Consider the following 24,942-nt stretch of genomic DNA (forward strand, 5'->3'; position numbering starts at 1 on the left):
GATCCGGCAAGCGATTTGTTCACCGCCGTTTTCCAAAACCCTCGAAGAAACAGCCACTTGCTTCTCCCGTCACCGCCGGTGACGTGTCCCGTCGTCGGCAGCGGATGCGTACTTTACGCCTCACATTCGGCCCTGACAAGCCCTCGTTCGAGAAAAAGTTCACGACCGCCCGAGACGGCTTATCCACACCCGGTCACGCCCGCCGCCCGCCAACCCCTTGTGGATAACAAGACGCCCGCGCGAGGCGGGCGTGGCATGAATCACTTGAAGTCATTGCCGCGACGGATCAGGCGGGATCCTCGTCGCTCGCAGCAGCATCCTGCTCCGAGGCCTTGTCGGGCGCCGGCTGCCCCTTGAGCTTGCGCTTGGCCCCCATGATCGGCCCCGACGCCACGTAGCAGCCGAACAGCGTGAGCAGCATCACCGAGGGTTCCAGCGAGATCACCACGAAGCCCAGCACGATCGCCAGCAGGGCGACGAAAGGCACGGGTCCCTTGAGATCGATCTCCTTGAAGCTGTAATAGCGGATGTTGCTGACCATCAGCACCCCGGCGGCGGCCACGACGAAGGTCATCAGCAACTTGAAGGCGTAGGCCTCGATGCTGAAGTTGTGGAAGACCCAGACACAGCCGGCCACCAGCGCCGCTGCCGACGGGCTGGGCAGACCGATGAACCAATTCTTGTCGGTGGAGCCCAGCTGCACGTTGAAGCGCGCCAGGCGCAACGCGGCGCAGGCGACGTAGACGAAGGCGGCGATCCAGCCGATCTTGCCGACATCCTGGAGGATCCAGGTAAAGGCGACCACCGCCGGCGCCACCCCGAACGAGAGCATGTCGGCGAGGCTATCGTACTCGGCACCGAAGGCACTCTGGGTGTTGGTCAGTCGTGCCACGCGACCGTCCAGGCCATCGAGCACCATCGACACGAAGACAGCGATGGCCGCCGCGGCAAAGTCGCCGTTGATCGCCGCGACCACGGCGAAGAAGCCCGAGAACAGGGCCGAGGTGGTGAACAGGTTGGGCAACAGGTAGATGCCACGTCGACGGACCTTCTTGCCGTTCTCGACGGTTTCCTCGACGACATCGGTGTCGCGGGCGAATTCGCTGAATTCGGAGGTCGTGGAATGCTCGGCGGGTTCCCGATGAGGGTCTTGGGTCATAAATCTCGTTCCATTGCCGGATTCAGGCATGAGAGCGCATTCTACACCCTGCTGTCAGTAACGATAGGCGGCGACCGCACCGGTACGCCACCCAAAAAACACCGAGGGCGCGGATCCCTCCGCGCCCTCGGCTGTCGCTGAAACGTCCTCGACGCGTCAGTTCTTGCTCTTGTCGACCAACTGATTGGCGGCGATCCACGGCATCATCGCGCGCAGCTTCTCGCCGACCTGCTCGATGGGATGCTCGGCATTGAGGCGACGCTTGGCATGCATCGACGGGTAGTTGGTATTGCCTTCCTGGATGAACATCTTGGCGTATTCGCCGGTCTGGATGCGCTTGAGGGCATTGCGCATCGCCGCCCGGGATTCGTCGTTGATCACCTCGGGGCCGGTGACGTACTCGCCATACTCGGCGTTGTTGGAGATCGAGTAGTTCATGTTGGCGATGCCGCCTTCATACATCAGGTCGACGATCAGCTTGAGCTCGTGCAGGCACTCGAAGTAGGCCATTTCCGGGGCGTAACCCGCTTCGGTCAGCGTCTCGAAACCGGCCTTGACCAGCTCGACGGCACCACCGCAGAGCACGGTCTGCTCACCGAACAGGTCGGTTTCGGTCTCGTCGCGGAAGGTGGTCTCGATGATGCCGGTACGGCCACCGCCGATCGCCGCCGCGTAGGACAGGGCGATCTCCTTGGCCTGGCCGGAGGCGTTCTGTTCGACGGCGATCAGGTCGGGGATGCCGCCACCGCGCGTGAACTCGGAGCGCACGGTGTGGCCCGGCGCCTTGGGCGCGATCATGATCACGTCGAGATCACTGCGCGGCACGATCTGGTTGTAGTGGATGTTGAAGCCGTGCGCGAAGGCCAGTGTCGCTCCCTGCTTGAGGTTGGGCGCGATCTCGCTTTCGTAGATGGCCTTCTGGTTCTCGTCGGGGGCGAGGACCATGACGACGTCGGCTTCGCGGCTGGCATCGGCGACGCTGGCGACCTTGAGGCCGGCCTCTTCTGCCTTTTTGGCCGACGACGAACCGGCACGCAGCGCGACGGTGACCTCGACGCCGGATTCCTTGAGGTTGTTGGCATGGGCATGGCCCTGAGAGCCGTAGCCGACGATGGCAACCTTCTTGGCCTGGATCAGCGAAAGGTCGCAATCCTTGTCGTAATAAACGCGCATGGTGAACTCCGTGATGATCGTGTCTCGAGGATGAATGCGTCAGCGTTGATGGCCCGCCGTCTAGCGCGGCGTGGTCGGAGCGCCGCGGCTTGCCCCACGGGGCCCGAGCGCGGCGACATCCTGTGTCGTGTCTGGCGCTCACGATACGACAGGCAATGCATTGCGTAAAACGCTATATTTGCAACGTTTCAATTCACTTACTGCAATGCGCTCATGGACCTGCGACCGCTACACCATTTCCTGGCCCTCGCCGAGACCCTGCATTTCGGCCGCGCCAGCGATGCCTGTCATGTCAGCCCGTCGACGCTCAGCCGAACCATCCAGCAACTGGAGGCGAGCCTGGGCGTGGCGCTGTTCGAACGCGACAACCGCAGCGTAGCACTCACGCATGCCGGCCGGTTGTTTCAGCGCTACGCGCGCGACACGCTCGAGCAGTGGGCGCTGTTGCGCCAGACCCTGATGGAGGAGAGCGGCGAGTTGACCGGCGAGCTCAGCATCTACTGCTCGGTGACCGCCAGCTACAGCTTCCTCTACGAGCTGCTCAGCGAGTTTCGTCTTCGCCATCCGCGCATCGAGATCAAGCTGCATACCGGCGATCCGGCCGACGCCATCGCCCGGGTGCTGGGCGGCGACGAGGACATGGCGATCACCGCCCGCCCCGAGGCGCTGCCCGCCCAGTTGGCCTTCAAGCCGATCGCCACCTCGCCGCTGGTGTTCATTGCTCCCAGCGAGGCCGCCGGTTGGCTGCCCGCGGTCGGCGACCCGCCGGACCGCGAGACGTGGGCACGCACGCCGATGATCCTGTCCGAATCGGGCCTGGCCCGCGAACGCACCGACGCCTGGTTTCGCCGCTTCGGGCTCAAGCCGACCATCTACGCCCAGGTCGCCGGCAACGAAGCGATCGTCAGCATGGTGGGGCTGGGCTTCGGCGTCGGCGTGGTGCCCCGCATCGTCCTCGACAACAGCCCGCTGGCCGACCGCGTGCGCATCCTCGAGGTGACGCCGCGACTGGCCCCCTACGACGTCGGCCTGTGCGTGCTCGACAAGAAGCTGCGCAACCCGCTGGTTCGCGCACTCTGGGCCCAGGTTCCCGACGAGCCGGCACGAAAAAGCCGCCCCGAAGGGCGGCTCGAGAACAGCGAACACTGACGCTCAAAGGCTGAGAATCTTGTCGCCGCGGGAGATCCCCGAGACGCCGGTTCGCGCGACCTCGAGAATGCCGATCGGCGCCATCGCCTGCAGGAAGGCATCCAGCTTGCCGGCATCGCCGGTGATCTGCACGGTGTAGACGCTCGGCGTGACGTCGACGACCTGCGCGCGGAAGATGTCCGCGGTGCGCTTGACCTCGTCGCGCTGCGCGCCCAGGGCCTTGACCTTGACCAGCATCAGCTCGCGCTCGATGTGGTTGCCCTCGGTCAGATCGACCAGCTTGACCACGTCGACCAGCTTGTTGAGGTGCTTGGTGATCTGCTCGATGACCCGGTCGTCGCCCACCGTGGTCACGGTCAACCGCGACAGGGTGGCATCCTCGGTCGGCGCCACGTTCAACGACTCGATGTTGAAGTTGCGTTGCGAGAACAGCCCCACCACGCGGGACAGGGCGCCGGGTTCGTTTTCCATGAGGATCGAGATGATATGGCGCATCAGGTCCGCTCCGTCTTCGAAAGCAGCATGTCACGCATGGAGCCCAGGGGCACATGCATCGGATAGACGTGCTCGCGCGGGTCGACGTAGATGTCCAGGAACACCAGTTCATCCTTGTCGGCGAACGCCCGCTCGAGCGCCGGTACCAGGTCTTCCTCGCGTTCCACGCGGATCGCGGTGAAGCCGTAGGCGCCGATCAGCTGCTGGAAGTCGGGTAGCGACTCCATGTAGGAGTGCGCATGGCGCGACTTGTAGTTGAGATCCTGCCACTGGCGCACCATGCCCAGCGACTGGTTGTTGAGATTGACGATCTTCACGCCGATCCCGTACTGCTTACAGGTGGACAGTTCCTGCATCATCATCTGGAAGCTGCCCTCGCCGGTGATGCAGACCACGTCGTCGTCCGGGTAGCTCTGCTTGATGCCCATCGCCGCCGGAAAGCCGAAGCCCATGGTCCCGAGCCCGCCCGAGGTGATGAAGCGGTTGGGCTTGTCGAACTTGTAGTACTGCGCGGCGAACATCTGGTGCTGGCCGACGTCGGTGGTGATGAACGCCTCGCCGCGGGTGAACTCGCAGATCGACTCGATCACCTGCTGGGGCTTGAGCAGCTCGCCCGGCGCGGCTCGCTCGTAGAGCTTGCCGTGGCGCTCCCCGCGCCAGCCGTCGATGCGCTGCCACCACTCGTCGAGCGCCTCGGGGTTGGCCGGCTCGCGGCCCTGCACCAGGCTGATCATCTCGCTGATCACGCTCGCCGCGGGGCCGACGATGGGGATGTCGGCACGCACGGTCTTGGAGATCGAGCTGGGATCGATGTCGACGTGGACGATCTTCGCCGTGGGGCAGAACTTCGAGGTGTTGTTGGTCACCCGGTCGTCGAAACGCGCACCGATGGCGATGATCAGGTCGGCATGGTGCATGGCCATGTTCGACTCGTAGCTGCCGTGCATGCCCAGCCAGCCCAGCGACTGGCGGTCGCTCTGCGGGTAGGCGCCGATCCCCATCAAGGTGGTGGTGATCGGATAACCCAAGCGCCGCACCAGGTCGGTCAGCGCCTCGCTGGCATCGCCGGTGACCACCCCGCCACCGGTGTAGAACACCGGGCGCCGCGCTTTCAGCATCAGCTCCACGGCCTTCTTGATCTGCCCGGTATGGCCGCGCGTCACCGGATTGTAGGAGCGCAGCTTGACCTTCTTCGGATAGACGTACTCGTAGCGTTCGGTGGGCGAGGTCATGTCCTTGGGAATGTCCACCACCACCGGGCCCGGTCGTCCGGTGGACGCCAGGTAGTAGGCCTTCTTGAGGACCGTCGGAATCTCCGACGGGTGACGGATCGAGAAGCTGTGCTTCACGACCGGCCGGGTCACGCCGACGATGTCGGTTTCCTGGAAGGCATCCTCGCCGATCAGGTGACTGGCGACCTGACCGCACAGCACCACCATGGGAATCGAATCCATGTAGGCGGTGGCGATGCCGGTGACGGTGTTGGTGGCGCCGGGGCCCGAGGTCACCAATACCGTGCCGGGCTTGCCGGAAGCGCGCGCATAACCGTCGGCGGCGTGGGTCGCGGCCTGTTCGTGGCGAACGAGGATGTGTTTGACGGCATCCTGGCGGAACAGCGCATCGTAGATGTGCAGCGCTGCGCCACCCGGGTAGCCATAGATGTATTCGACGCCCTCATCCTGCAGGAAGCGGGCGATCATATCGGCGCCGGAAAGCAATTCCACTGTGTTTCTCCCCTAGAGGTCTCGAGTGCCATCTCGCCACCCTGGCAAGGGTCGCGAAAATCGAGTGCGGCGGTATGCCGCTGCCGGCCGCTGCCGGCACCTGATGCCAAACCCTGGCGTTCTTCGGCCCGGATGGGGCCTGCACTCTACATCGCGACGGATCGCCGCGTCGGGGGTTGGGCCAGGCCAGGCGGTTAGCCTGTGCCCGGAAGTCCTTACGGGCGGGTAGAGGCGATGACGCCTACCCTTCGCGCGGCGATGGGGGATTGCCCGCGGGAGCCACGCCCACAATCAGGAACGGTCAAGATTCCAATAGCCGGGTAAGTGTGTCAACCGCGCCGACCGTCATGAAGCGTATCGGCCCGCCCCACGATCGGGCGGGAGACCGTGTCGTACCGGCCCCAGGGAGACCAAAGTCTAACGACGAAAATTCGCGTATCCCGCCGTTGCTTGCTGTAATGGGCCGGCTGACACGATTCACCCAGCCCGTTCAACTCCGACAGCCAGCGAAGATGCCGGTGGGCATCTTCTCTCCAGGCTGAATCGATTCACTTTAGCGGAGCCCGTCCCTTGGCACTGGCCCGAAGGAGGAATACAACAATGTCCCGTATCGTCCAGTGGTCGGTCACGGTGGCGCTGGCCGGCTTTCTGTTCGGCTTCGACACCGCGGTCATTTCCGGCGCCGACAAGCCCATTCAGACCCTGTGGGGGCTGAGCGACCTGCAGCACGGCCTGCTGATCATGTCGATGGCCCTGTGGGGCACGGTGATCGGCGCCATCGGCGGCAACTGGCCTACCGACCGGCTGGGCCGGCGTGCCACCCTGTTGCTGATCGGGGCCCTCTATCTGGTCTCGGCGGTGGGATCGGCGCTGGCCACCGACCCTTACTGGTTCTCGTTCTTCCGCCTGATCGGCGGCATCGGCGTCGGCGTCTCCTCGGTGGCGGCCCCCACCTACATCGCCGAGATCGCGCCGAGCGAACGTCGCGGCCTGCTGGTGGGCCTGTATCAGTTCAACGTGGTGTTCGGCATCCTGATGGCGTTCGTCTCCAACTACGCGATCGGCGTGCTGGTCGACGCCCAGGCCTGGCGCTGGATGCTCGGTGTCGAGGCGGTCCCCGCCCTGCTCTACACCCTGATGGTGTTCCGCGTGCCGAAGAGCCCGCGCTGGCTGATCCTCAAGCGCGGCGACGTGCAGGGCGCCGCCGCGGTCCTGCGCCAGCTCGACCCGCGCGCCGACGTCGACGCCCAGATCGCCGAGATCCGCGCCGCCGAGGACAGCGAGCAGCAGGCCCATGCGCCCTTCTTCTCCGCGCGCTACCGCCTGCCGATCCTGCTGGCCTTCTTGATCGCCTTCTTCAATCAGCTCTCGGGGATCAACTTCATCATCTACTACGCCCCTCGCGTGCTCGAGGAAGCCCAACTGGGCAGCAGCGTCGCCCTGCTGTCGACCGTGGGCATCGGCGTGATCAACCTGCTGTTCACCATGCTCGGCATGGCGCTGATCGACCGCCTGGGTCGGCGCACCCTGCTCTACATCGGCTCGGTGGGCTACATCGTCTCGCTGGTTTTGATCTCGCGCGCCTTCTTCGTCAATGACCTGGGCGGGCTCGACGTGCCGTTGCTGCTGTGCCTGTTCATCGCCGCCCACGCCATCAGCCAGGGCGCGATCATCTGGGTCTTCATCTCGGAGATCTTCCCCAACCACGTGCGCGCCCGCGGCCAGTCCTTCGGCAGCTCGGTGCACTGGATCTGCGCGGCGACCATCACCCTGCTGATGCCCACGGTGCTGGGCCACTTCAGCGGTGGGCCGGTGTTCGCCTTCTTCGCGGTGATGATGGTCCTGCAGGTGCTGTTCGTGGTGTTCCTGATGCCCGAGACCAAGGGCGTCTCGCTGGAAGCGCTGCAACGTCGCCTGACTCGTACCACGGCGGCGTCACACGGCGACAGCGTCCGCCCGGCCGGGGCCGCGAGATCCTGACCCGCGGCTTTCGGCATGCAAAGAGCCCGCCTCCAGGGAGGCGGGCTCGTCTTTTACAGCATCGGTCCCGGAGGCCGACGAATCGGCTTACTGCTTGGCGAACGCCAGGTGGCCGTCTTCGGCGGTGACCCGGATGGTGTCGCCGGGGGCGAAGCGCCCCGACAGCAGCTCCTGGGCCAGCGGGTTCTCGAGCCGGCTCTGGATCGCCCGCTTGAGGGGGCGAGCGCCGAACACCGGGTCGAAGCCGACCACCGCCAGTTGGGCCATGGCATCGTCGGAGACCTCCAGGGCCATGTCGCGCTCGGCCAGCCGCTGACGCAACCGCTGGAGCTGAATGGCCGCAATCTGCTGGATCTGCTCCTGGTCGAGCGGATGGAAGACCACCACCTCGTCGATGCGGTTGATCAGTTCCGGACGGAACTGCTGGCCGACGACCTCCATGACCGCGTCCTTCATCCGCGCATAGGCCTCCTCGCCCTCGCCGGCCAGACGCTGGATCAGGTCGGAGCCCATGTTGGAGGTCATCACGATGACCGTGTTGCGGAAGTCCACGGTGCGCCCCTGACCATCGGTCAGCCGCCCGTCCTCGAGCACCTGCAGCAGGATGTTGAAGACATCCGGATGGGCCTTCTCCACCTCGTCGAGCAGCAGCACCGAATAGGGCCGGCGACGCACCGCTTCGGTCAGGTAGCCGCCCTCCTCGTAGCCGACGTAGCCGGGAGGCGCGCCGATCAGCCGGGCCACGGAGTGCTTCTCCATGAACTCGGACATGTCGATGCGCACCATCGCCTCCTCGGTGTCGAAGAGGAAATTGGCCAGCGACTTGCACAGCTCGGTCTTGCCCACCCCGGTCGGGCCGAGGAACAGGAAGGAGCCGTTGGGCCGGTTGGGATCGGCGAGCCCGGCCCGCGAACGGCGCACGGCATCGGCGACCGCCTTGACCGCCTCGTCCTGGCCGATCACCCGCTCGTGGAGCGCCTCTTCCATGCGCAGCAGCTTGTCGCGCTCACCCTCGAGCATCTTCGAGACCGGGATGCCGGTCCAGCGTGACACCACCTCGGCGATCTCCTCCTCGGTGACGTTGGAGCGCAGCAACTGGTGACTCGAGGTATCGCCCTCGGCCTCGCTGGATTCGGCGATCTTCTTCTCCAGCGACGGGATGACCCCGTACTGCAGCTCGGACATGCGTCCCAGGTCGCCCTGGCGGCGTGCCGCCTCGAGGTCGATACGCGCCTGCTCGAGCTCGGCCTTGAACTGCGCCGCGCCCTGGATGCTGGCCTTCTCGGCCTTCCACACCTCGTCGAGATCGGCGTATTCGCGCTCGAGCTCGTCGATCTGCGCCTCGAGGTTCTCGAGCCGCTTGTGGGAGGCCTCGTCGGTCTCCTTCTTGAGCGCCTCGCGCTCCATCTTGAGCTGGATCAGGCGGCGATCGAGACGGTCCATCTCCTCGGGCTTGGAGTCGAGCTCCATGCGGATCCGCGACGCCGCCTCGTCGATCAGGTCGATCGCCTTGTCGGGCAGCTGACGGTCGGTGATGTAACGCTGCGAGAGCTTGGCCGCGGCGATGATCGCGCCATCGGTGATGTCGACGCCGTGGTGGACCTCGTAGCGCTCCTTGAGCCCGCGCAGGATGGCGACGGTGTCCTCCTCGCTGGGCTCGTCGACCAGCACCTTCTGGAAGCGCCGCTCGAGCGCGGCGTCCTTCTCGATGTACTTGCGGTACTCGTCGAGGGTCGTCGCCCCCACGCAGTGCAGCTCGCCGCGCGCCAGGGCGGGCTTGAGCATGTTGCCGGCGTCCATGGAGCCCTCGGCCTTGCCGGCGCCGACCATGGTGTGCAGCTCGTCGATGAACAGGATCACCCGGCCCTCTTCCTTGGCCAGTTCGTTGAGCACCGCCTTCAAGCGCTCCTCGAACTCACCGCGGAACTTGGCGCCGGCGAGCAGCGCGCCCATGTCGAGCGACAGCACGCGCTTGTCCTTGAGCCCTTCCGGCACCTCGCCGTTGATGATCCGCTGGGCCAGGCCCTCGACGATCGCCGTCTTGCCCACCCCGGGTTCGCCGATCAGCACCGGGTTGTTCTTGGTGCGCCGCTGCAGCACCTGGATGGTGCGGCGGATCTCGTCGTCGCGGCCGATCACCGGGTCGAGCTTGCCCTCGGTGGCGCGCGCGGTGAGATCGAGCGTGTACTTGTCGAGCGCCTCGCGGTTCTCCTCGGCGCCGGCGTCATCCACCGCCTGACCGCCGCGCAGACTGTCGATGGCCGCGACCAGCGACTTGCGGTCGAGCCCGGCCTGGGTCAACACCTTGGTGATCGCCTGGTTCATCTCCAGCGCGGCGAGCAGCACCAGCTCGCTGGCGATGTACTGATCGCCACGCGCCTGGGCCTCGCGATCGGCGAGGTTGAACAGCCGTGCCAGATCCTGGCTCATGCTCACGTTGCCGTCGAACTGGCCGACGCTGGGCAGGCCGTCGAGGTACTGGCTCAATCCGTCGCGCAGCTTGGCGACGTCGCCGCCGGCCTTCTGCACCAGGCCCTTGATGCCGCTGTCGCGGGCATCGAGCAGCGCAGTCAGCACATGGCCGGGGTCGAGTTGATTGTGACTGCGGCCCACGGCCAGGGATTGCGCCTCGGCCAGGGCGTTCTGCAGCTTGCTGGTCATGCGATCGATACGCATCGAAATCCTCCATTGGGGTGTGACGCGATCGGACGCGCCATGTTTCCCGTGATTCACGTTGACACTATCAATGGAGGTATGCTTGCCCTTTTCAAGCGTTTCGCATGAAAAATTCGCTGCGACAGACTGCCGCAGACAAATTCCATTCATGAAAAGGGCTGACCCGGAGAGCATGCTGATACCGCGGCGGTACTGCGGTATCAATACCGCCAAGGGCACCAAGACCCCGGATGGCACTGATGACTCAACAGCAAGTGATACTGGCTCTGGTGATAGGCGGCAACTGGCTACTGATCGCCGTGCTTCATCTGGTCTATCGAATTTACACCGTGCGCCGTTATGACCGGCAACTGACGAGGGCTGGAGTACCGCCCGCGGCTTTCGACCTCTTGGGCGGGCGCATATGGCTTTACATGCACGCGGTATTAACGCCGCACTGGTTCGAGCGACTCAAGCGCCGGGAATACCTGTTTGATCCGGCATTGCTCGCGCCAGTGATCAAGCCGCTGGACAAACCGCTGATGGTGACACAACTCGCTGGCGCCGCCCTGACGCTGGGACTCATGCTGTTTCTCAAGTTCGGCACGTGACGCCCCGTCTCGCGACGCGGCCAAGGCAAGCACTCAGCGCAGCCAGATCATGCTGGCCATGCGGCCGGTCACGCCGTCGTCGCGGCGGTGCGAATAGAAACGTCCTTCGCAGGCGGTGCAGAAATGGCCACCACTGACATGCGAGACTCCCAGGCGCTCGAGACGCAGCCGGGCGAGCTTGTAGAGATCGGCCATGTAGTGGCCGAGGCGATAAGGGCTGGGCTCGAAGGCACTGTCGGCCTCGGACTGGAAGGCGACGAAGGCCTCGTAGACCTCGCGACCGACCTCGAACTGGGCATTGGAGATCGCCGGCCCCAGCCAGGCCATGAGTTCCGAGGGCGGGGTATTGAGCGCCGCCACGCTGGCTTCGAGCACGCCGCCGGCGAGACTGCGCCAGCCGGCATGCGCCAGCCCCACCCGGGTTCCACGACGATCACAGAAGAACACCGGCAGGCAGTCGGCGGTGAGGATCACGCAGGCGTGGCCCATGTCCGTGGCAATGGCGGCATCCGCCTGCGGCGGCGTGTCGAGATAGGTCTCCCGAAACGCCTGGATCACCGTGGCCCCATGGATCTGTTCGAGCCACAGCAGCGGCCGGGCATCGCCGACCTGCTCGGCGAGCAGCGCCCGGCAGCGACGCACCGTGGCGGGATCGTCACCGACGTGCAACGCCGGGTTGAAGGCGGCGTAGGCCCCCTGGCTGGGGCCGGTCTCGCGGGTGGTGACGAAGGCGCCGACGGTGGGCGGTGCCGGCCAGTCCGGCAGCAGCAACGTGGGCTGTTCGCTCATGTGCGCTCCTCGTTGTCGGCGCGCAGGCCGTCCAGCAGCACCATCATGTCATCCGGCAACGGCGCGCGCAGGGTCAGCGTCTCGCCGCTGACGGGATGGACGAAGGCCAGCTTGCGGGCGTGCAGCGCCTGGCGCGGGAAGTGGCGCAGCAGATCCTTGAGGTCATCGCCGGCACCGGCCGGCAGCTTGAGCCGCCCGCCATAGAGCGCGTCGCCGATCAGCGGATAACGCCGATAGGCCATGTGGACGCGGATCTGGTGGGTGCGCCCGGTTTCCAGGCGGCAACGGACATGGGCATGCCCCCGGAAACGCTCGACCACCCGATAATGGGTGACGGCGGGCTTGCCCGAGGCGTTCACCGCCTGGCGCTTGCGATCCCGTGGGTGACGGCCGATGGGCTCGTCGACGGTGCCACCGGCGATCGGCACGCCGGTCACCACCGCGTCGTACTCCCGCGACACCGTGCGCGCCTGCAACTGCTCGACCAGCGCGGTCTGCGCCGCCAGGGTCTTGGCCACCACCATCAGCCCGGTGGTGTCCTTGTCGAGACGGTGAACGATCCCCGCCCGGGGAATCGCCGCCAGTCCGGGGCAGTGATGCAGCAGGGCATTGAGCAGCGTGCCGTCGGGATTGCCGGCGGCAGGGTGCACCACCAGCCCGGCCGGCTTGTCGAGGACCAGCACGGCGTCGTCCTCGTGGACGATGTCGAGCTCGATGGCCTGCGGCGTCCAGCGCACCTCGTCTTCCAGCACCGCGTCGAGTACCAGGCGTTCGCCGCCGAACACCTTGTCCTTGGGCTTGGCCCGGGCCCCGTCGACGGTCAGCGCGCCGTCCTTGATCCAGGTCTTGAGTCGTTCCCGGGAGTAATCCGCCAGCAACTCGGCGGCGGCCTGATCGAGGCGCAACCCGGCCATCGTCTCGGGAATACGCGCGTCACGGTGCAGCGTCTCTGACATAGCGTGCGAAGTGCCTGTTGGATACGGAGGGGGGTTTTGACCCCGGGGCCTGTCCCCGCCGGTCGGGTGTGCTTTATAGTGGAGCCCTTTACTTGCGCCCCGATTTGGGCCGATTCTACCACGGCCTTAGACGATTGCCCGACACGAGGACGATGATGCGCGTTTCCACCCTTGCCGCCCTGGCCCTGGCCGCCACCCTGCTGGCCGGCTGTGCCAGCAACGAGGTGGCACCCGACCTTCAGGAGCAGCAACTCTACCAGCAGGCCCAATCATCGCTCGATGCCGGACGCTACAACGCCGCCATCAAGCAGCTCGAGGCGCTGGACACTCGCTACCCGTTCGGCCGCTACGCCGAGCAGGCCCAGCTCGAGCTGATCTACGCTTACTACAAGACCGAGAACTGGGAAGCCGCGCGCGCCGCCGCCAGCCGCTTCATCCGCCTGCATCCCGATCATCCGCAGGTCGACTATGCCTACTACCTGCGCGGCCTGGCCGCCTACGAGGCCGGTCGTTTCAGTCTCGAGGGACTCGAGCTGATCGACATCTCCAAGCGCGACCTGGGCGCCTCGCGCGACGCCTACGTCGATTTCAGCGAGCTCGCCCGCCGCTTCCCCGGGAGCCCCTACGCCGCGGACGCCCGCCAGCGGGTCATCTACCTGCGCAACGTGCTGGCCCGCCACGAACTGCAGGTCGCCGACTTCTACCTGCGCAAGGGGGCCTACGTCGCCGCCGTCGATCGCGGCAAGTGGGTTCTCGAGCACTACCCGCGCGCCCAGGCGACCCGCGATGCCCTGGCGGTGATGGTCGAGGGGTACCTGGGCCTGAACATGCGCGACCGGGCCCATGAGGTGCTCGAGACGCTGGTCGAGAACGATCCCGACAACGCCCGTCTCGACGGCAAGACCTTCGAGCCCCGGTACGTCGACGCCAAGCCACTGACGCTGTAATGCCCCTTCGGGGGGCCGTAAGCGATAAGCGATGAGCTGGAAGAAACACCAACCACCGCGCTGTCTTGGCAGATGGCGATTCTTCCAGCTTCCAGGCGCGTAGCGCCGCTCTTACAGCTTATGGCCCCGGCGAAGCCGGGGTCATTCCCCGGGCTGCCAGCCGTTGACGATCGGGTAACGCCGGTCGCGACCGAAGCCCCGCGAGGTCACGCGCACCCCGACCGGGGCCTGGCGACGCTTGTATTCGTTGCGGTCGACCAGCTTGACCACCTTGTAGACGTCCTCGCGGGAGAAGCCGGCGTCGATGATCGACTCGGCGCTCATGTCGCCCTCGATATAGCGCTCGAGGATCGCATCCAGCACGTCGTAGCCGGGCAGCGAATCGCTGTCCTGCTGGTCCGGCGCCAGCTCGGCGGAGGGCGGCCGAGTGATCACCCGCTCGGGGATCACCGGCCCCTGGGCGTTACGCCACCGGGCGAGGCGATAGACCCAGGTCTTGTAGACGTCCTTGAGGGCGTTGTAGCCACCGACCATGTCGCCGTAGAGCGTGGCGTAGCCCACCGCCATCTCGCTCTTGTTGCCGGTGGTCAGAACCATCAGTCCCTTCTTGTTGGAGATCGCCATCAGCAGCACGCCGCGACAGCGCGACTGCAGGTTCTCCTCGGTGGTGTCCTGCGGGGCACCGGCAAAACTCTGCGCCAGGGTCTCGTTGGCCGCCTCGACCATCGACACGATGGGCAGCACCTCGTAATGCACGCCGAGCAGGCGCGCCTGTTCGGCAGCATCCTCGCGGGAGATCTCGGCGGTATAGTGATAGGGCATCATCACCGCCTGGACGCGGTCGGGGCCCAGGGCATCGACGGCGATCGCCAGCGACAGCGCCGAGTCGATCCCACCCGAGAGCCCCAGCACCACGCCCTGGAAGCCACTCTTGTTGACGTAATCGCGCAGCCCGCTGACCAGGGCACAGTAGAGGCTGTCCTCGACCTCGGGGAGCGGTTCGATCTCGCCGCGCTCGGGCACCCAGTGCGGCCCGTCGGCCAGAAAGCGCACCGGCATCAGCCCGGCCTGCCAGTGCGGGGCGCGGACCTGCAGCTCGCCGTCGCCATCCACCACCAGCGAGCCGCCGTCGAAGACCAGTTCGTCCTGCCCTCCGATCTGGTTGACGTAGACCACCGGACGCCGGGCCTCGCGGGCCCGCCGGGCGAACAGCTCGAGCCGCTCGGCGGGCTTGTTCTGGTGGTAGGGCGAGGCGTTGAGGGTGACCAGCACGTCGGCGCCGGCATCGCGGGCCTGGATGACCGGCGCGCCGTCCCACAGGTCCTCGCAGACCAGCACACCCAGCTTGAGGCCACGATGCTCGATCACCAGCGGGGTATCGCCGGGGGTGAAGTAGCGGCGTTCGTCGAAGACCAGGTAGTTGGGCAGCGCCTGCTTGGCGTATTCACCCAGCCATTCGCCGTTGTAGAGCACCCCGGCAAGGTTGAAGTGACCGCCCTCGCGATGCCCCGGGTAACCGATGATCACCATCACGTCGCGCGCCACCTTCTCGGCCATGCGCGTGCGGGCCACCTCGAGGCGCAGCTCCATCGACTCGCGGAACAGCAGATCCTCGGGCGGGTAGCCGGTCAAAAACAGCTCGGGAAAGACGACGACATCCGCCTTGTGCTCGATGCGCGCCTCGCGCACCGCCTCGATGGCGCGATCCGCGTTGCCGGGAATGTCGCCCACCAGCGGGTCGAGTTGGGCCATTACCAGGGTCAGGTCTTGCATGGCTGGGTCGTTCCTCGAATTGTCTGCGGCCGCCCCGGCAGCCTGACTGCCTTCCCGGCGCGGCCTGGGTCCGGAAATCACGGGGCTCGATTGGCGAGGCAACGCGCTGCCTTTACACTACCCCCATCACCTCATTGTCCCGCATGGATCGCCGCCTGCAAAGCGCCGGCCCATCCAGTAGGGGAGACCACTCGGGATGAACCTCTTGCTCATACGCCTGATCATCTTCGCGGTACTGTTCTGGGCCGGCCTCAAGCTCTACCGGATGTACCGGGAATGGAAGCTCGCCCAGGACAACGACTCGCGCCCCGAGGCCATCGACGATGGCCGCATGGTGCGCTGCGCCTACTGCCGGGTGCACCTGCCCGAACAGGACGCCGTACGCCGCGACGCCCTGTGGTTCTGCTGCGAGGGCCATCACTCGCGCTTCCTCGAGGAGCAGCAGCCCAAGGGCTGAGCCGCCTCCGGCCCGGCCCGATCGCCCCTCCCCGGACGGGCGATCACCCTTCGCCGTCGACGCCCGGCAAGGCGTAGGGAGCCGGGTCGACGATCGGCTCCCTGCCCAGCAGCTCGTCCACCAGCAGACGGGTCGACGCCGGCGCCAGCACCAGGCCGTTGCGGTAATGACCGGCGTTGACGTGGAGCCCCTCGATGCCCGGCACCGCACCGATCCGCGGCACACCGTCCGGCGAGCCGGGACGCAGCCCCGCCCAGTGGTGCTCCACCGGGCAGTCGGTGAGCCCCGGCAAGATCCGCGTGGCACTCTCCCACAACGATTCGCGCGCCTCACGGGTCGGGGTCTTGTCGAACTCGACCTCTTCCAGCGTCGAGCCGGCCAGGACCCGGCCGTCGCCGCGCGGAATCACGTAGCGCCCGTCGAGCAGCACCACCCGCTCGACCAGCCCCGCCGGCGCCTTGAACAGGATCATCTGCCCCTTCACCGGGCGTACCGGCAGCGCGACGCCCACCGACCTCAGCAGACCGGCACTCCAGGCCCCCCCGCAGACGATCACCCGCTCGGCGTGAAAACGCCCACGCGCGGTCTGCGCGCCCACGACACGCTCCCGCTCGATCAACAGCCGCTCGACCCCCGCGCCCTCTTCCAGCGAGACCCGCGGCATCGCCGCCAATCGGGCACGCAGCGCCTTGACCAGGCGCGGATTGCGGATACTGCCCAGGGTCGGCATCCACAGTGCCTGTTCGAAGCCCGGCGCCGCCTGCGGCTCCTTGCGATAGATGAACTCGCCGTTCACTCGCTCGAGCGGCTTGCCCATCTCGCGCGCCCAGGCGATCGCCCGCGCCTCGTCGTCGACGCGCAGGTAGAGCAGCCCCTTCTGGCGATACTCCGGATCGATGCCGGTCTCCTCCAGCAGGCGCAGGGCCAGTTCGGGATAGAAGCCCTCCGAGTAGCGCGACAGCGCCGAGATCGGCCGGCTGTAGCGCCACGGGTAGAGCGGCGAGACGATACCGCCGCCGGCCCAGGAAGCCTCGCCGCCGCACTGGCCACGTTCGAGCACGGTCACGTCATGGCCGGCATCGGCCAGTTGCAGCGCCGTCATCATGCCGATGACGCCGCCGCCGATGATGAGGAAATCTCTCACGTGAATATCCGCTTTTTCTTACAGAAATTTAGAAAACAATAGATATTGTCATAGTTGACTTAGCCCCAACGCACACGAAGGCAGGGCGACATGAGAGTCAACCAACAACCTGGCTTCACACTGATAGAACTCATTGTTACATTGGCGGTATTGCTTATAACACTGAGCTGGGCAGTTCCTGCCTTTGAAAGGCTAGTTGCCCGAAATGCGATTGCCTCGGATATTGCTCGGCTCAGAACAGCAGTGGCCTTGGCCCGGAATACAGCCGTCACCCGAGAAACCACCATTTCCTTGTGCCCAAGTCCAGACCAGAAGAGATGCACCGGGAACTGGTCTGCTCCGTTACTCGTCATACAAGGCCCGTTCGATGGCGACCATATTTCCGCAAGCACCAAGATTTTAAAGGTCATGCCGGAAGGAGCCGTATCGAATGTGAAATTCAGAAACAATTACCGCTGGCTCCGCATAGCCGCCTCGGGGTGGCCAAGAGGATACAATGGCACATTCAATCTTTGCGATAAAAGCGGCGAATCAGCCGCCTTGGTCATGAGCAACACCGGTAGGCTTCGCTTGGGCGGCAGCGCGCAATGTGACAACTAGAAACAGTCATCGACATTGCCGGTACCCGCGATGTACCGCTGCCCAGTTTGGTCGATCGACAACTTGCCACACTCCTTATCTGGTGCCTGAGCCCCCTTGGGTATTGCTTCAATAATAAACGTCTGAGACTGCGGCTGCTTATCAGCAAACTTCACATCATAGCGGTTTTCATTGGCCAGCTCGGAAACACACTGATTGGACGGCAGAGGCTGCTTGTTGCCTGACACCAAATAAGACATGTTCGAGGTATAACGACGCTCCATCCCCTGGGCCAATTCCGCCAGGCAGGCCACGGCACGCCCCCGCCACGTATCTGTGACGTGCCTTTGATAGCTAGGATAAGCGATCGCCGCCAGAATCGCGACTATTGCAACCACGATCATCAACTCTATTAGAGAAAAACCTTGTTGCCTAGCACTGTCAGACTGACTCATCCTGTTCACGCGGCCTCTTCTATTAGTTGAATATCTGTCGCCAAGACTGGCGCCCGGTTGCACCCGGCGAAGCCTTGGTATGCGTACCACCACCATTAGCACCAACAGTACCGGCCAACACGTCCTCACCGTTTTGTGGATCATTAACCGTCACCTGCGACTCTCCGCTGCCGAGCTGCAACCCCGCAACCACCTGAACATTACCGGCCTGATCCGTGATATTGTCACCAGTATCAATCTCTTCATCGCCATTGACATCGAAAAAGGCTCGTGTCCCACTGCCACCGGTATCAATACGCAGGCTGTAGACATAGCCATTGACACCCGCAGAACATTGCCCAAAGAGTGGCACCAGTGTCGAAAACAAAGCACGCTGATGGTAAATACCCGTAGGCAGAGACGGCATAGAGACCATGCGCTCTCCCTCAGGCAATTCCAGATACCAGCCCCGTTGAGTGGCAGCTACAGGATAATTGGAAACGCCACGAACCGCTTGGTCATTCAAGGTAGTATTAATCGTAACGGACTGCTTGAGCAGATTAGGACTGGCAGCATCCACTGGCTCCGAGCCTGCACTTACTCGATCTTCTAATCCATAAAGACGCTGTATACTCCGGTCACTACGGTCGCCGACAAACTGAAAACTCCCGGTTCCAAAAAGCACCATGAGAATACTGGGGTTGCCGGGCTTGAATTCCAGCTGGGGGGGCGCGGTAATAGGCTGAGAGGGGTTTCCTTGGAGCAATTTTACAGGCTTGCTGTGCAAATCATTCAGATCGAAACGCCACATGCTCCCCTGTTGGTCTCCGGCATAGGCAAAGGTGCTGACTTCCTTGTAATCAGGCCAGCGGGTCGCGCTAGGTGGTGCCAAGCCATTAGGATCCTGAGGCCTGTCGGCTTTGGTATCGAAGCGTTTGATGAGATCTCCGCTTAGCAGGTCTACCACGAAAAGGCTTGCCCGCCCGGAAACGCTATTGTAGCCATTCCCAAACAGTGCAACCCAGCGCGGCTCCCCCTGATAAGTGATCCGGGAGATGGCAGGGCGAGTGACGCCCTCGCCTAGATGAGGGCTAGAGAACTCCCAAAGCACAGCCTCTGGCCCAATATCACCCGGATTACTGACATCGATCGCAAAAACACTTCGCCCCCCGCCTCCCATGGTCCCGACCACCACGGCCTGTGGCCCACCACCTATCTTCACGTTACGTGCCACAGCCGACCCATCGACGAAGTATCGATGAACATAACTGGGCCGCATCAACGATGCGATGGGTGGAGCTTGACCGGGAGGAGCGGTCACAAGTTCACTCGGAAGATAAGCAAATAGCTCTTTACCAGTATCCGCAGAAAAGCCATGTAGCATCCCGTCATTGGCGCCTACAAACACCATGCCGGGCCGGCTATCATTTTGGGGCGGAGAAAGCAAGAAGGGAGCACTATTAACGATATCCCCGAGTAGATTAGGAACTTTTTGACCCTCGGGGGTTCGGTCACGCAGACCCTCTACGTTCACACCCTTCAACCAACGTATCTGATTGATATCCAAATCGCTACTCTGGGTAGTCAACTTCGCCCCCGCTCCCGCTTGCGAGGTAAGCAGCAATCGTTCTTTTGGCGACTGCTTACGCAACATTGCCTCCGCATCCCATAATAGCTTTTTTTTACCACCAGGGAGTAATTGATACCCTTGAAACCGCCCTGACCAATCAGTACTACGAAACCCAGCAGTAAACATTCGACTATTTTCATCAATGGAGTCTCCATTGACCGCAACCGGTACCACCGAAGCTTCATCTTGCGCAACGATAGTGCCGAGCACATCATCCAGTCCTTTAACAAAGGACTGGGGATCTCCAGCATTAAAAAAGCCACCATGACCGTTAACCGAGGCATGCAAGAGGTCATCCAAGCGTGCCCGATCAGCTCTTTTCGTATCACCACTATTAAAATCGGCTGCGCTGGGCCAATTGACTTCCTGCCCCGAGGCCACCGCCTGCCAAGCGCTTTCGGGGTTGATATTGCCCTCCACGCCGAAGCCGATGCCGAATGTACTCATGTGCTGCCAAAAGGCCGGATCCTGGCCATTGACAGGCACGTTGTTGGCCAGCTTTTCCCGTAGATCGTGTTTCCAATAATACATGGCAACATCAGCCAGGGTAGCACTGACATCATCGCTATAGGGTGCATTGGCTGGATAGCGATAGCCTTGCCCGCCGGGTCCTTCTATTGCAGGGCCGGACTCTCCATCTGAGTTATCGATCTCGTCAGGATTGCCACCACTCCAATAACCATCGGTCATTAGTAGCGCATAATTGGCGCGACATGACTGGAAATCAGTAGACTGCTTGGAGCTGGGGTCATCACGCCAGGGTTCACTCTGCTTTGCAAAGTAATTCCCACTACGCTGCAAGCCTAAGCGCAGAGGGGTGCCATCCGCAGGCACATCATGTGTATAGAGTCGTTCAAAGAATTTTTCCCGCCCTTCACCACTGAACGCCCTGACCCCGGCTACCACCTCTCCTTCGCTTACATCCTCGTTGCTATTGAGAGTATCGAAACCTACTCGAACTGACTCACCCAGTTGCGAAAAGGCTTCACCGATTCCTGCACGAGCAGCTAATGTCCGTGACCGGTAGTACGTATACCAATTGGCAAAGTTTTGGATCTCTTCTGAATAACTGCAACTTGGCTCAGTGGCACCAGCATTGCTACAGTCACTACGATTCGCACGACCCTCTCCTTTAAAAGGTGCATTGGCCGGGCGAATTTCTACGCGCCGATAATTTCTTGTATCACCGTACCCTCCCTCTAGGTAAGTATAGTATACCGCTGGAAAGAAGGACTCATGTGTTCTATATGAACAAAACAAGAAAGCACACTCTACCTGATAGTAGCATTGAGAAGGGCCATCAGCGGTTGCCGAGTCACACGCTAGCCAACGGTCTGCCGTCTGCGTTGTCCACGCAGTCAAGTCTCGCCCCCCCAAAGTGACCCGTCTAGGGTTATGAGGGGCATTGTTGGGATTCGCAGGCGCCATTCTGCTGCCATCTGCCTTGACCCAGGGCAAGTAAGTAACGGACGGATTATAGTACAGGGCATTTGCCTGAGGAGAACGACTGTATGAATTATAAACATTGTCCACATCAAAGGTGGGAACGTTATTCGAGTATTCTCCCGCGCCAAGACCTGATTCATAGACCCCCCTCGGCCGCGGATAGATAAATCGTGCATCACCGACTATATGTGACTCAGGCATCACCTCAAACCGCATTGAGCCTGAATCATCGATAACGAACATCAAGTTAGGATCGACACGAACGCCTACAGACAGCGGGGTCGTAGCCAAATCAGTAGCGCCAGCATTTAAAGAAAAACCCAATAACAAAAAAAATCTTATCAGAAAGCGCATGACTAGCTACCCCTTACTCATGAACGACATCTCACTCATCAGGAACATACCAACTTTGCAAAATAACCTGACTGTTAGGTGAGCCACCATAGCCTATCGCAGTAATCTGATAAATAGGCTTTGGATTAGTATCATCATCGCCTTCCCCTGCTTGCCCTTCGAGGCCACTCGGATGCCAAATATGGTACTGAGGATTGCTACTCAACCGGCTATCGCCTAAAGCATAGGTATTGACCTTGCTACCTGGAGCCCACGCTTCATCGTGAATGCCGTTACCTTTCTTTGCCTGCCCTTCAGCCCAACGCAAGGCCGCTTCTGCCGCCTGGAAGGCCATGTCGTGATCACGCTGGTTGCCGACCATATTTTCTTGCAACGTTGCACTTTGTATAGACGACAGCCCCAAAAGGCTCAAAATCAACAAGAAAATTAGCGAGACGATGAGCACAATACCTTGCTGAGACCGCTTCGCTGAAAACACCATTACACGCACTGGCATTATCGCTCCCCCACCAACCGGTTGCGCAAAGCCACCGTCGAGGTGAAACCCCGATAAAGCCTCAGGTCGCCAGGTGGAGCCGTAAAGTCGATATCGCCTACCTGGACGTGGGCCGGGCTTTCCAATACACGACCAGCGGACGACCGCACAAGCAGACTGATCCTGACCGCCGCGACATCATCCCAGCGGCTCGCACCGAGCGTCGATTGATACTGACCATCCACAAGATAGCGCAGCTGCATATCGACGACTGGACTGACCAGCGTTTCGCTTTTTCCCGAGACTAAATCCAACCGGCGTAACGCAGGCTCCTGCCGGGGAGAATCCCAACCAACATAGTAGAGGTCGCCGACTGGTTCACCGATCCACGTGGCATCCTGCGGAAAACTAAACGAAAAACCTTGCGGCGCACGGAAACGGCCGTCTTCCGTCGTTTCCGCCACCTCGCAGCGATTTTGAAAGACGAAAGCCAAAAGATCCCCACTACTTAAGTTTTCTCCACCCGCAACCGCGACATCACGCTTCCCCGCCACAATGGAAGCACTCAAGGCGATATTGGCTGGATCCGCAGCATGGTGGATCAACAAGATATTTCCCGCCTGATAATCCCCGGGGCTGATACGCTGAGTATAACCACCGCTTGAAGAGCGGTCTTGCCAGCCCATTACGGAATCAAAGCGATCGTTGGGGAAGAGATCTTTCTTTAGGCTAGAGCTCATATTGATAATCAACGACCCCTCTGCCCCAGCCTCGCCCTGGCAGGCAGGAGGAAAACCGGCATGGCGAAGTTCACGCTGAAACACATTCAGTAGAAAGCGTCCATTTTCCTGCACACTGGCTACTGCTTGCTCAAGACGGTGCGTTCTTTGTGAAGCACTGAACAACTGATATATGCCCGCAGTAATCAAAAGCCCCAAAACCAAGGCAATCATCAGCTCGACGAGGGTCACTCCCCGTTGCCGTTCTGGCGGTGCTGATGGAAGCGAACTCATGGATACACCTCCGTCACAAAAGACTGTAAATTGCCATTAAGCCGTGGCGAAGTGTTCCATTGAACCGTAATTGTCACCTGCTCGTTTTTAATGACTACACTACCATCCCCATTGGGTAGCGCTGTATCCAAGTCATCAAGCCAACCTGCAAGATCTCTCTTGGCCAAGCTTCCACCTTCTGGAGCACCTGCATCCATGCCGATCGCATAACTTGCGATCTGATCCGGATTGGCACGTAGCCGGTCCCCTAGGTCGTAGGCGAGGGCAACAGCCTGCCCTCGCCAATATGCCTCTTGTACCAGGGCCATGGACTTGGTCTGTAGGGCTACGACACCCAGGACACCGATTGACAACACAAGGAGCGCTACCAGCACCTCAAGTAGCGATACGCCCGCTTGGCGAGAAGCATTCATGGGCAGGCCCCTATTGATCGGATACCGCCACTGGGCAAGGCCTGAATCGCTTGACTGATTCCACTACCACTGACTGCAATGCATTGCGCACTACCGGACGCTAGCTCTCCAAGAGGATTGAACATGATAGGGCCATCGCCCGTGGCACTGACGGAGCCACTGCCGAAACGGTACTGATGCAGGGTAGAGCCGTTAGCGATTGCCGTGGTGAGCTGCCAGCCAGCACTGAAATCACCATCACATTTATCGATTCCGCACAGCACTATCTGCTGGTTTCTCTTGATCGCTTCGCTACGGGCCAAGCGCAGGGCTGTATTGAGATTGACAGTCGAGGTCGACAGGCGGTTCTCACGTATCAAGCCCGAAAAACTCGGCACGGCGATGCCAGATACGATAGCGATCAGAGCTATCGTCACGAGCAGCTCGATCAGTGTGAAGCCTCCCTCGATATTCAGAGGGCGGGGCTTGAAGCGGCGTATAGGCACGACCATGGAACAGTCCCCCTGAAACACTATGATACAGAACGGCGAGAAAGTCTCACAAAAAAGTCGGGCCGAAGCCCGACTCTAGAACGATCCCGCGTTGAAACCTACCCGCTGACGATGACCTGTTCTCTCAGCTCCCGCGGCATGGAAAAGGTGATCGTCTCTTCCTGACCGACGAGTTCCTCGGGCGCCTCGGCGCCCAGCTCGCGCAACCGGGCGATCACGCCTTCCACCAGTACCTCGGGGGCGCTGGCGCCGGCGGTGATACCCACGGTCCCGATGCCGTCGAGCCAGGCCTCGTCGATCAGGCCGGCATCGTCGATCAGCCGCGCCGGGGTACCCATGCGCTCGGCGAGTTCGCGCAGGCGGTTGGAGTTGGAGCTGTTGACGCTGCCCACCACCAGCACCAGATCGGACGCGGCGGCCAGTTCGCGCACGGCGTCCTGACGGTTCTGGGTGGCGTAGCAGATGTCGTCCTTGCGCGGCCCGTCGATGGCGGGAAACTTGGCGCGCAGGGCATCGATCACCCGTGCCGTATCGTCCATCGACAGCGTGGTCTGGGTGACGAAGGCCAGTCGTTCGGGATCCTTGACCTCCAGCGAGGCCACGTCGTCGGCGTCCTCGACCAGATAGATGGCACCGCCGTGGGAGGTGTCGTAACGCCCCATGGTGCCTTCCACCTCGGGATGGCCGGCGTGGCCGATCAGGATGCACTCCTGGCCACGCTTGGCATAACGCAGCACTTCCATGTGCACCTTGGTGACCAGCGGACAGGTGGCGTCGAACACCTTGAGCCCGCGCCGCTCGGCCTCCTGCTGCACGGCCCGCGAGACGCCATGGGCGGAGAAGATCACCGTGGCATCGTCGGGCACCTCGTGGAGCTCGTCGACGAAGATCGCGCCGCGCTCCCGCAGGGTCTCGACCACGTAACGGTTGTGGACCACCTCGTGACGCACGTAGATGGGCGGCCCGAGCACGTCGAGCGCCCGGTTGACGATGTCGATGGCGCGATCGACGCCGGCGCAGAAGCCACGGGGGTTGGCCAGCTTGATCTGCATGAAAGGCCTCGCTTGATACGCGGTGTATCGTGAAGAAATGAAA

At 62.5% G+C, this 24,942-nt stretch carries 22 protein-coding genes; 6 read left to right on the forward strand and 16 right to left on the reverse strand.

Features of this window, described 5'->3' with window-relative positions:
* Nucleotides 1-286: 286 nt before the first annotated feature.
* Together pssA and ilvC are read right to left on the reverse strand one after the other, a co-directional pair.
* Nucleotides 287-1,159: a CDP-diacylglycerol--serine O-phosphatidyltransferase gene (pssA, locus tag KGR00_RS10610; RefSeq protein WP_129140930.1), complete on the reverse strand. Its 873-nt coding sequence runs from the start codon at nt 1,157-1,159 to the stop codon at nt 287-289.
* Between the two features lie 156 nt (nt 1,160-1,315).
* Nucleotides 1,316-2,332 carry a ketol-acid reductoisomerase gene (gene ilvC / locus KGR00_RS10615; RefSeq protein WP_129140929.1) on the reverse strand — a complete coding sequence of 339 codons (1,017 nt, stop codon included), beginning with the start codon at nt 2,330-2,332 and terminating at the stop codon, nt 1,316-1,318.
* Nucleotides 2,333-2,545: 213 nt separating this feature from the next.
* On the opposite strand from ilvC, the gene ilvY reads away from it, so the two are divergent.
* Nucleotides 2,546-3,481: an HTH-type transcriptional activator IlvY gene (ilvY, locus tag KGR00_RS10620; protein WP_129140928.1), complete on the forward strand. Its 936-nt coding sequence runs from the start codon at nt 2,546-2,548 to the stop codon at nt 3,479-3,481.
* Nucleotides 3,482-3,484: 3 nt separating this feature from the next.
* On the opposite strand, the gene ilvN is transcribed toward ilvY, so the two are convergent.
* Both ilvN and KGR00_RS10630 read right to left on the reverse strand, forming a co-directional pair.
* Complete coding sequence (ilvN, locus tag KGR00_RS10625) at nt 3,485-3,976, reverse strand: acetolactate synthase small subunit (protein ID WP_129140927.1); 492 nt, start codon at nt 3,974-3,976, stop codon at nt 3,485-3,487.
* Nucleotides 3,976-5,700, reverse strand: a complete 1,725-nt coding sequence (locus KGR00_RS10630; protein WP_129140926.1) for an acetolactate synthase 3 large subunit — start codon at nt 5,698-5,700, stop codon at nt 3,976-3,978. The genes ilvN and KGR00_RS10630 overlap by 1 nt, the downstream gene beginning before the upstream one ends.
* Before the next feature lie 600 nt (nt 5,701-6,300).
* Between KGR00_RS10630 and KGR00_RS10635 the strand changes: the two genes are divergently transcribed.
* Nucleotides 6,301-7,680, forward strand: a complete 1,380-nt coding sequence (locus tag KGR00_RS10635; RefSeq protein WP_224418660.1) for a sugar porter family MFS transporter — start codon at nt 6,301-6,303, stop codon at nt 7,678-7,680.
* An 87-nt stretch (nt 7,681-7,767) separates the two neighbouring features.
* Here the strand turns inward: KGR00_RS10635 and clpB are convergent, their stop codons facing one another.
* Nucleotides 7,768-10,356 carry an ATP-dependent chaperone ClpB gene (gene clpB, locus KGR00_RS10640; RefSeq protein WP_224418659.1) on the reverse strand — a complete coding sequence of 863 codons (2,589 nt, stop codon included), beginning with the start codon at nt 10,354-10,356 and terminating at the stop codon, nt 7,768-7,770.
* A gap of 239 nt (nt 10,357-10,595) precedes the next feature.
* Between clpB and KGR00_RS10645 the strand changes: the two genes are divergently transcribed.
* A complete protein-coding gene (locus KGR00_RS10645; RefSeq protein WP_224418658.1) occupies nt 10,596-10,946 on the forward strand; it encodes a hypothetical protein in 351 nt (116 codons plus the stop codon).
* Between the two features lie 33 nt (nt 10,947-10,979).
* Here the strand turns inward: KGR00_RS10645 and pgeF are convergent, their stop codons facing one another.
* Nucleotides 10,980-11,735, reverse strand: coding sequence for a peptidoglycan editing factor PgeF (gene pgeF, locus KGR00_RS10650; RefSeq protein ID WP_224418657.1), 756 nt, complete (start codon nt 11,733-11,735; stop codon nt 10,980-10,982).
* A complete protein-coding gene (gene rluD, locus KGR00_RS10655) occupies nt 11,732-12,691 on the reverse strand; it encodes a 23S rRNA pseudouridine(1911/1915/1917) synthase RluD (protein ID WP_224418656.1) in 960 nt (319 codons plus the stop codon). Before rluD ends, pgeF begins: the two co-directional genes overlap by 4 nt.
* Nucleotides 12,692-12,846: 155 nt before the next feature.
* Here rluD and KGR00_RS10660 point away from each other — a divergent pair, with 155 nt between their 5' ends.
* Nucleotides 12,847-13,638: an outer membrane protein assembly factor BamD gene (locus tag KGR00_RS10660; protein WP_129140921.1), complete on the forward strand. Its 792-nt coding sequence runs from the start codon at nt 12,847-12,849 to the stop codon at nt 13,636-13,638.
* Nucleotides 13,639-13,779: 141 nt separating this feature from the next.
* On the opposite strand, the gene KGR00_RS10665 is transcribed toward KGR00_RS10660, so the two are convergent.
* The gene (locus KGR00_RS10665; RefSeq protein ID WP_224418655.1) at nt 13,780-15,411 is read right to left on the reverse strand and encodes an NAD+ synthase; all 1,632 of its coding nucleotides are present in this window, start codon (nt 15,409-15,411) and stop codon (nt 13,780-13,782) included.
* Between the two features lie 196 nt (nt 15,412-15,607).
* Here KGR00_RS10665 and KGR00_RS10670 point away from each other — a divergent pair, with 196 nt between their 5' ends.
* On the forward strand, nt 15,608-15,868 hold the full coding sequence (locus KGR00_RS10670) for a PP0621 family protein (RefSeq protein WP_129140919.1): 261 nt from the start codon (nt 15,608-15,610) through the stop codon (nt 15,866-15,868).
* Nucleotides 15,869-15,911: 43 nt separating this feature from the next.
* On the opposite strand, the gene thiO is transcribed toward KGR00_RS10670, so the two are convergent.
* Nucleotides 15,912-17,012, reverse strand: coding sequence for a glycine oxidase ThiO (gene thiO, locus KGR00_RS10675; protein ID WP_224418654.1), 1,101 nt, complete (start codon nt 17,010-17,012; stop codon nt 15,912-15,914).
* A gap of 90 nt (nt 17,013-17,102) precedes the next feature.
* On the opposite strand from thiO, the gene KGR00_RS10680 reads away from it, so the two are divergent.
* Nucleotides 17,103-17,612 carry a GspH/FimT family pseudopilin gene (locus KGR00_RS10680; protein ID WP_129140917.1) on the forward strand — a complete coding sequence of 170 codons (510 nt, stop codon included), beginning with the start codon at nt 17,103-17,105 and terminating at the stop codon, nt 17,610-17,612.
* On the opposite strand, the gene KGR00_RS10685 is transcribed toward KGR00_RS10680, so the two are convergent.
* The 7 genes from KGR00_RS10685 to ispH all read right to left on the reverse strand — a co-directional run bounded on the left by KGR00_RS10685 (nt 17,609) and on the right by ispH (nt 24,899).
* The gene (locus tag KGR00_RS10685) at nt 17,609-18,046 is read right to left on the reverse strand and encodes a type IV pilin protein (protein ID WP_275423132.1); all 438 of its coding nucleotides are present in this window, start codon (nt 18,044-18,046) and stop codon (nt 17,609-17,611) included. The genes KGR00_RS10680 and KGR00_RS10685 overlap by 4 nt on opposite strands.
* A 22-nt stretch (nt 18,047-18,068) precedes the next feature.
* Complete coding sequence (locus KGR00_RS10695; protein ID WP_224418653.1) at nt 18,069-21,455, reverse strand: PilC/PilY family type IV pilus protein; 3,387 nt, start codon at nt 21,453-21,455, stop codon at nt 18,069-18,071.
* A gap of 31 nt (nt 21,456-21,486) precedes the next feature.
* Complete coding sequence (locus tag KGR00_RS10700; protein WP_224418652.1) at nt 21,487-21,951, reverse strand: pilus assembly protein; 465 nt, start codon at nt 21,949-21,951, stop codon at nt 21,487-21,489.
* Nucleotides 21,951-22,943, reverse strand: a complete 993-nt coding sequence (locus tag KGR00_RS10705; RefSeq protein WP_224418651.1) for a PilW family protein — start codon at nt 22,941-22,943, stop codon at nt 21,951-21,953. The genes KGR00_RS10700 and KGR00_RS10705 overlap by 1 nt, the downstream gene beginning before the upstream one ends.
* Complete coding sequence (gene pilV / locus KGR00_RS10710; RefSeq protein WP_129140914.1) at nt 22,940-23,356, reverse strand: type IV pilus modification protein PilV; 417 nt, start codon at nt 23,354-23,356, stop codon at nt 22,940-22,942. Before pilV ends, KGR00_RS10705 begins: the two co-directional genes overlap by 4 nt.
* Complete coding sequence (locus KGR00_RS10715) at nt 23,353-23,847, reverse strand: GspH/FimT family pseudopilin (RefSeq protein WP_224418650.1); 495 nt, start codon at nt 23,845-23,847, stop codon at nt 23,353-23,355. The genes pilV and KGR00_RS10715 overlap by 4 nt, the downstream gene beginning before the upstream one ends.
* A 98-nt stretch (nt 23,848-23,945) precedes the next feature.
* Complete coding sequence (gene ispH, locus KGR00_RS10720) at nt 23,946-24,899, reverse strand: 4-hydroxy-3-methylbut-2-enyl diphosphate reductase (protein ID WP_129140912.1); 954 nt, start codon at nt 24,897-24,899, stop codon at nt 23,946-23,948.
* Nucleotides 24,900-24,942: the final 43 nt, after the last annotated feature.

This window comes from Modicisalibacter sp. MOD 31.J (assembly GCF_020147985.1).
GTDB lineage: Bacteria > Pseudomonadota > Gammaproteobacteria > Pseudomonadales > Halomonadaceae > Modicisalibacter > Modicisalibacter coralii.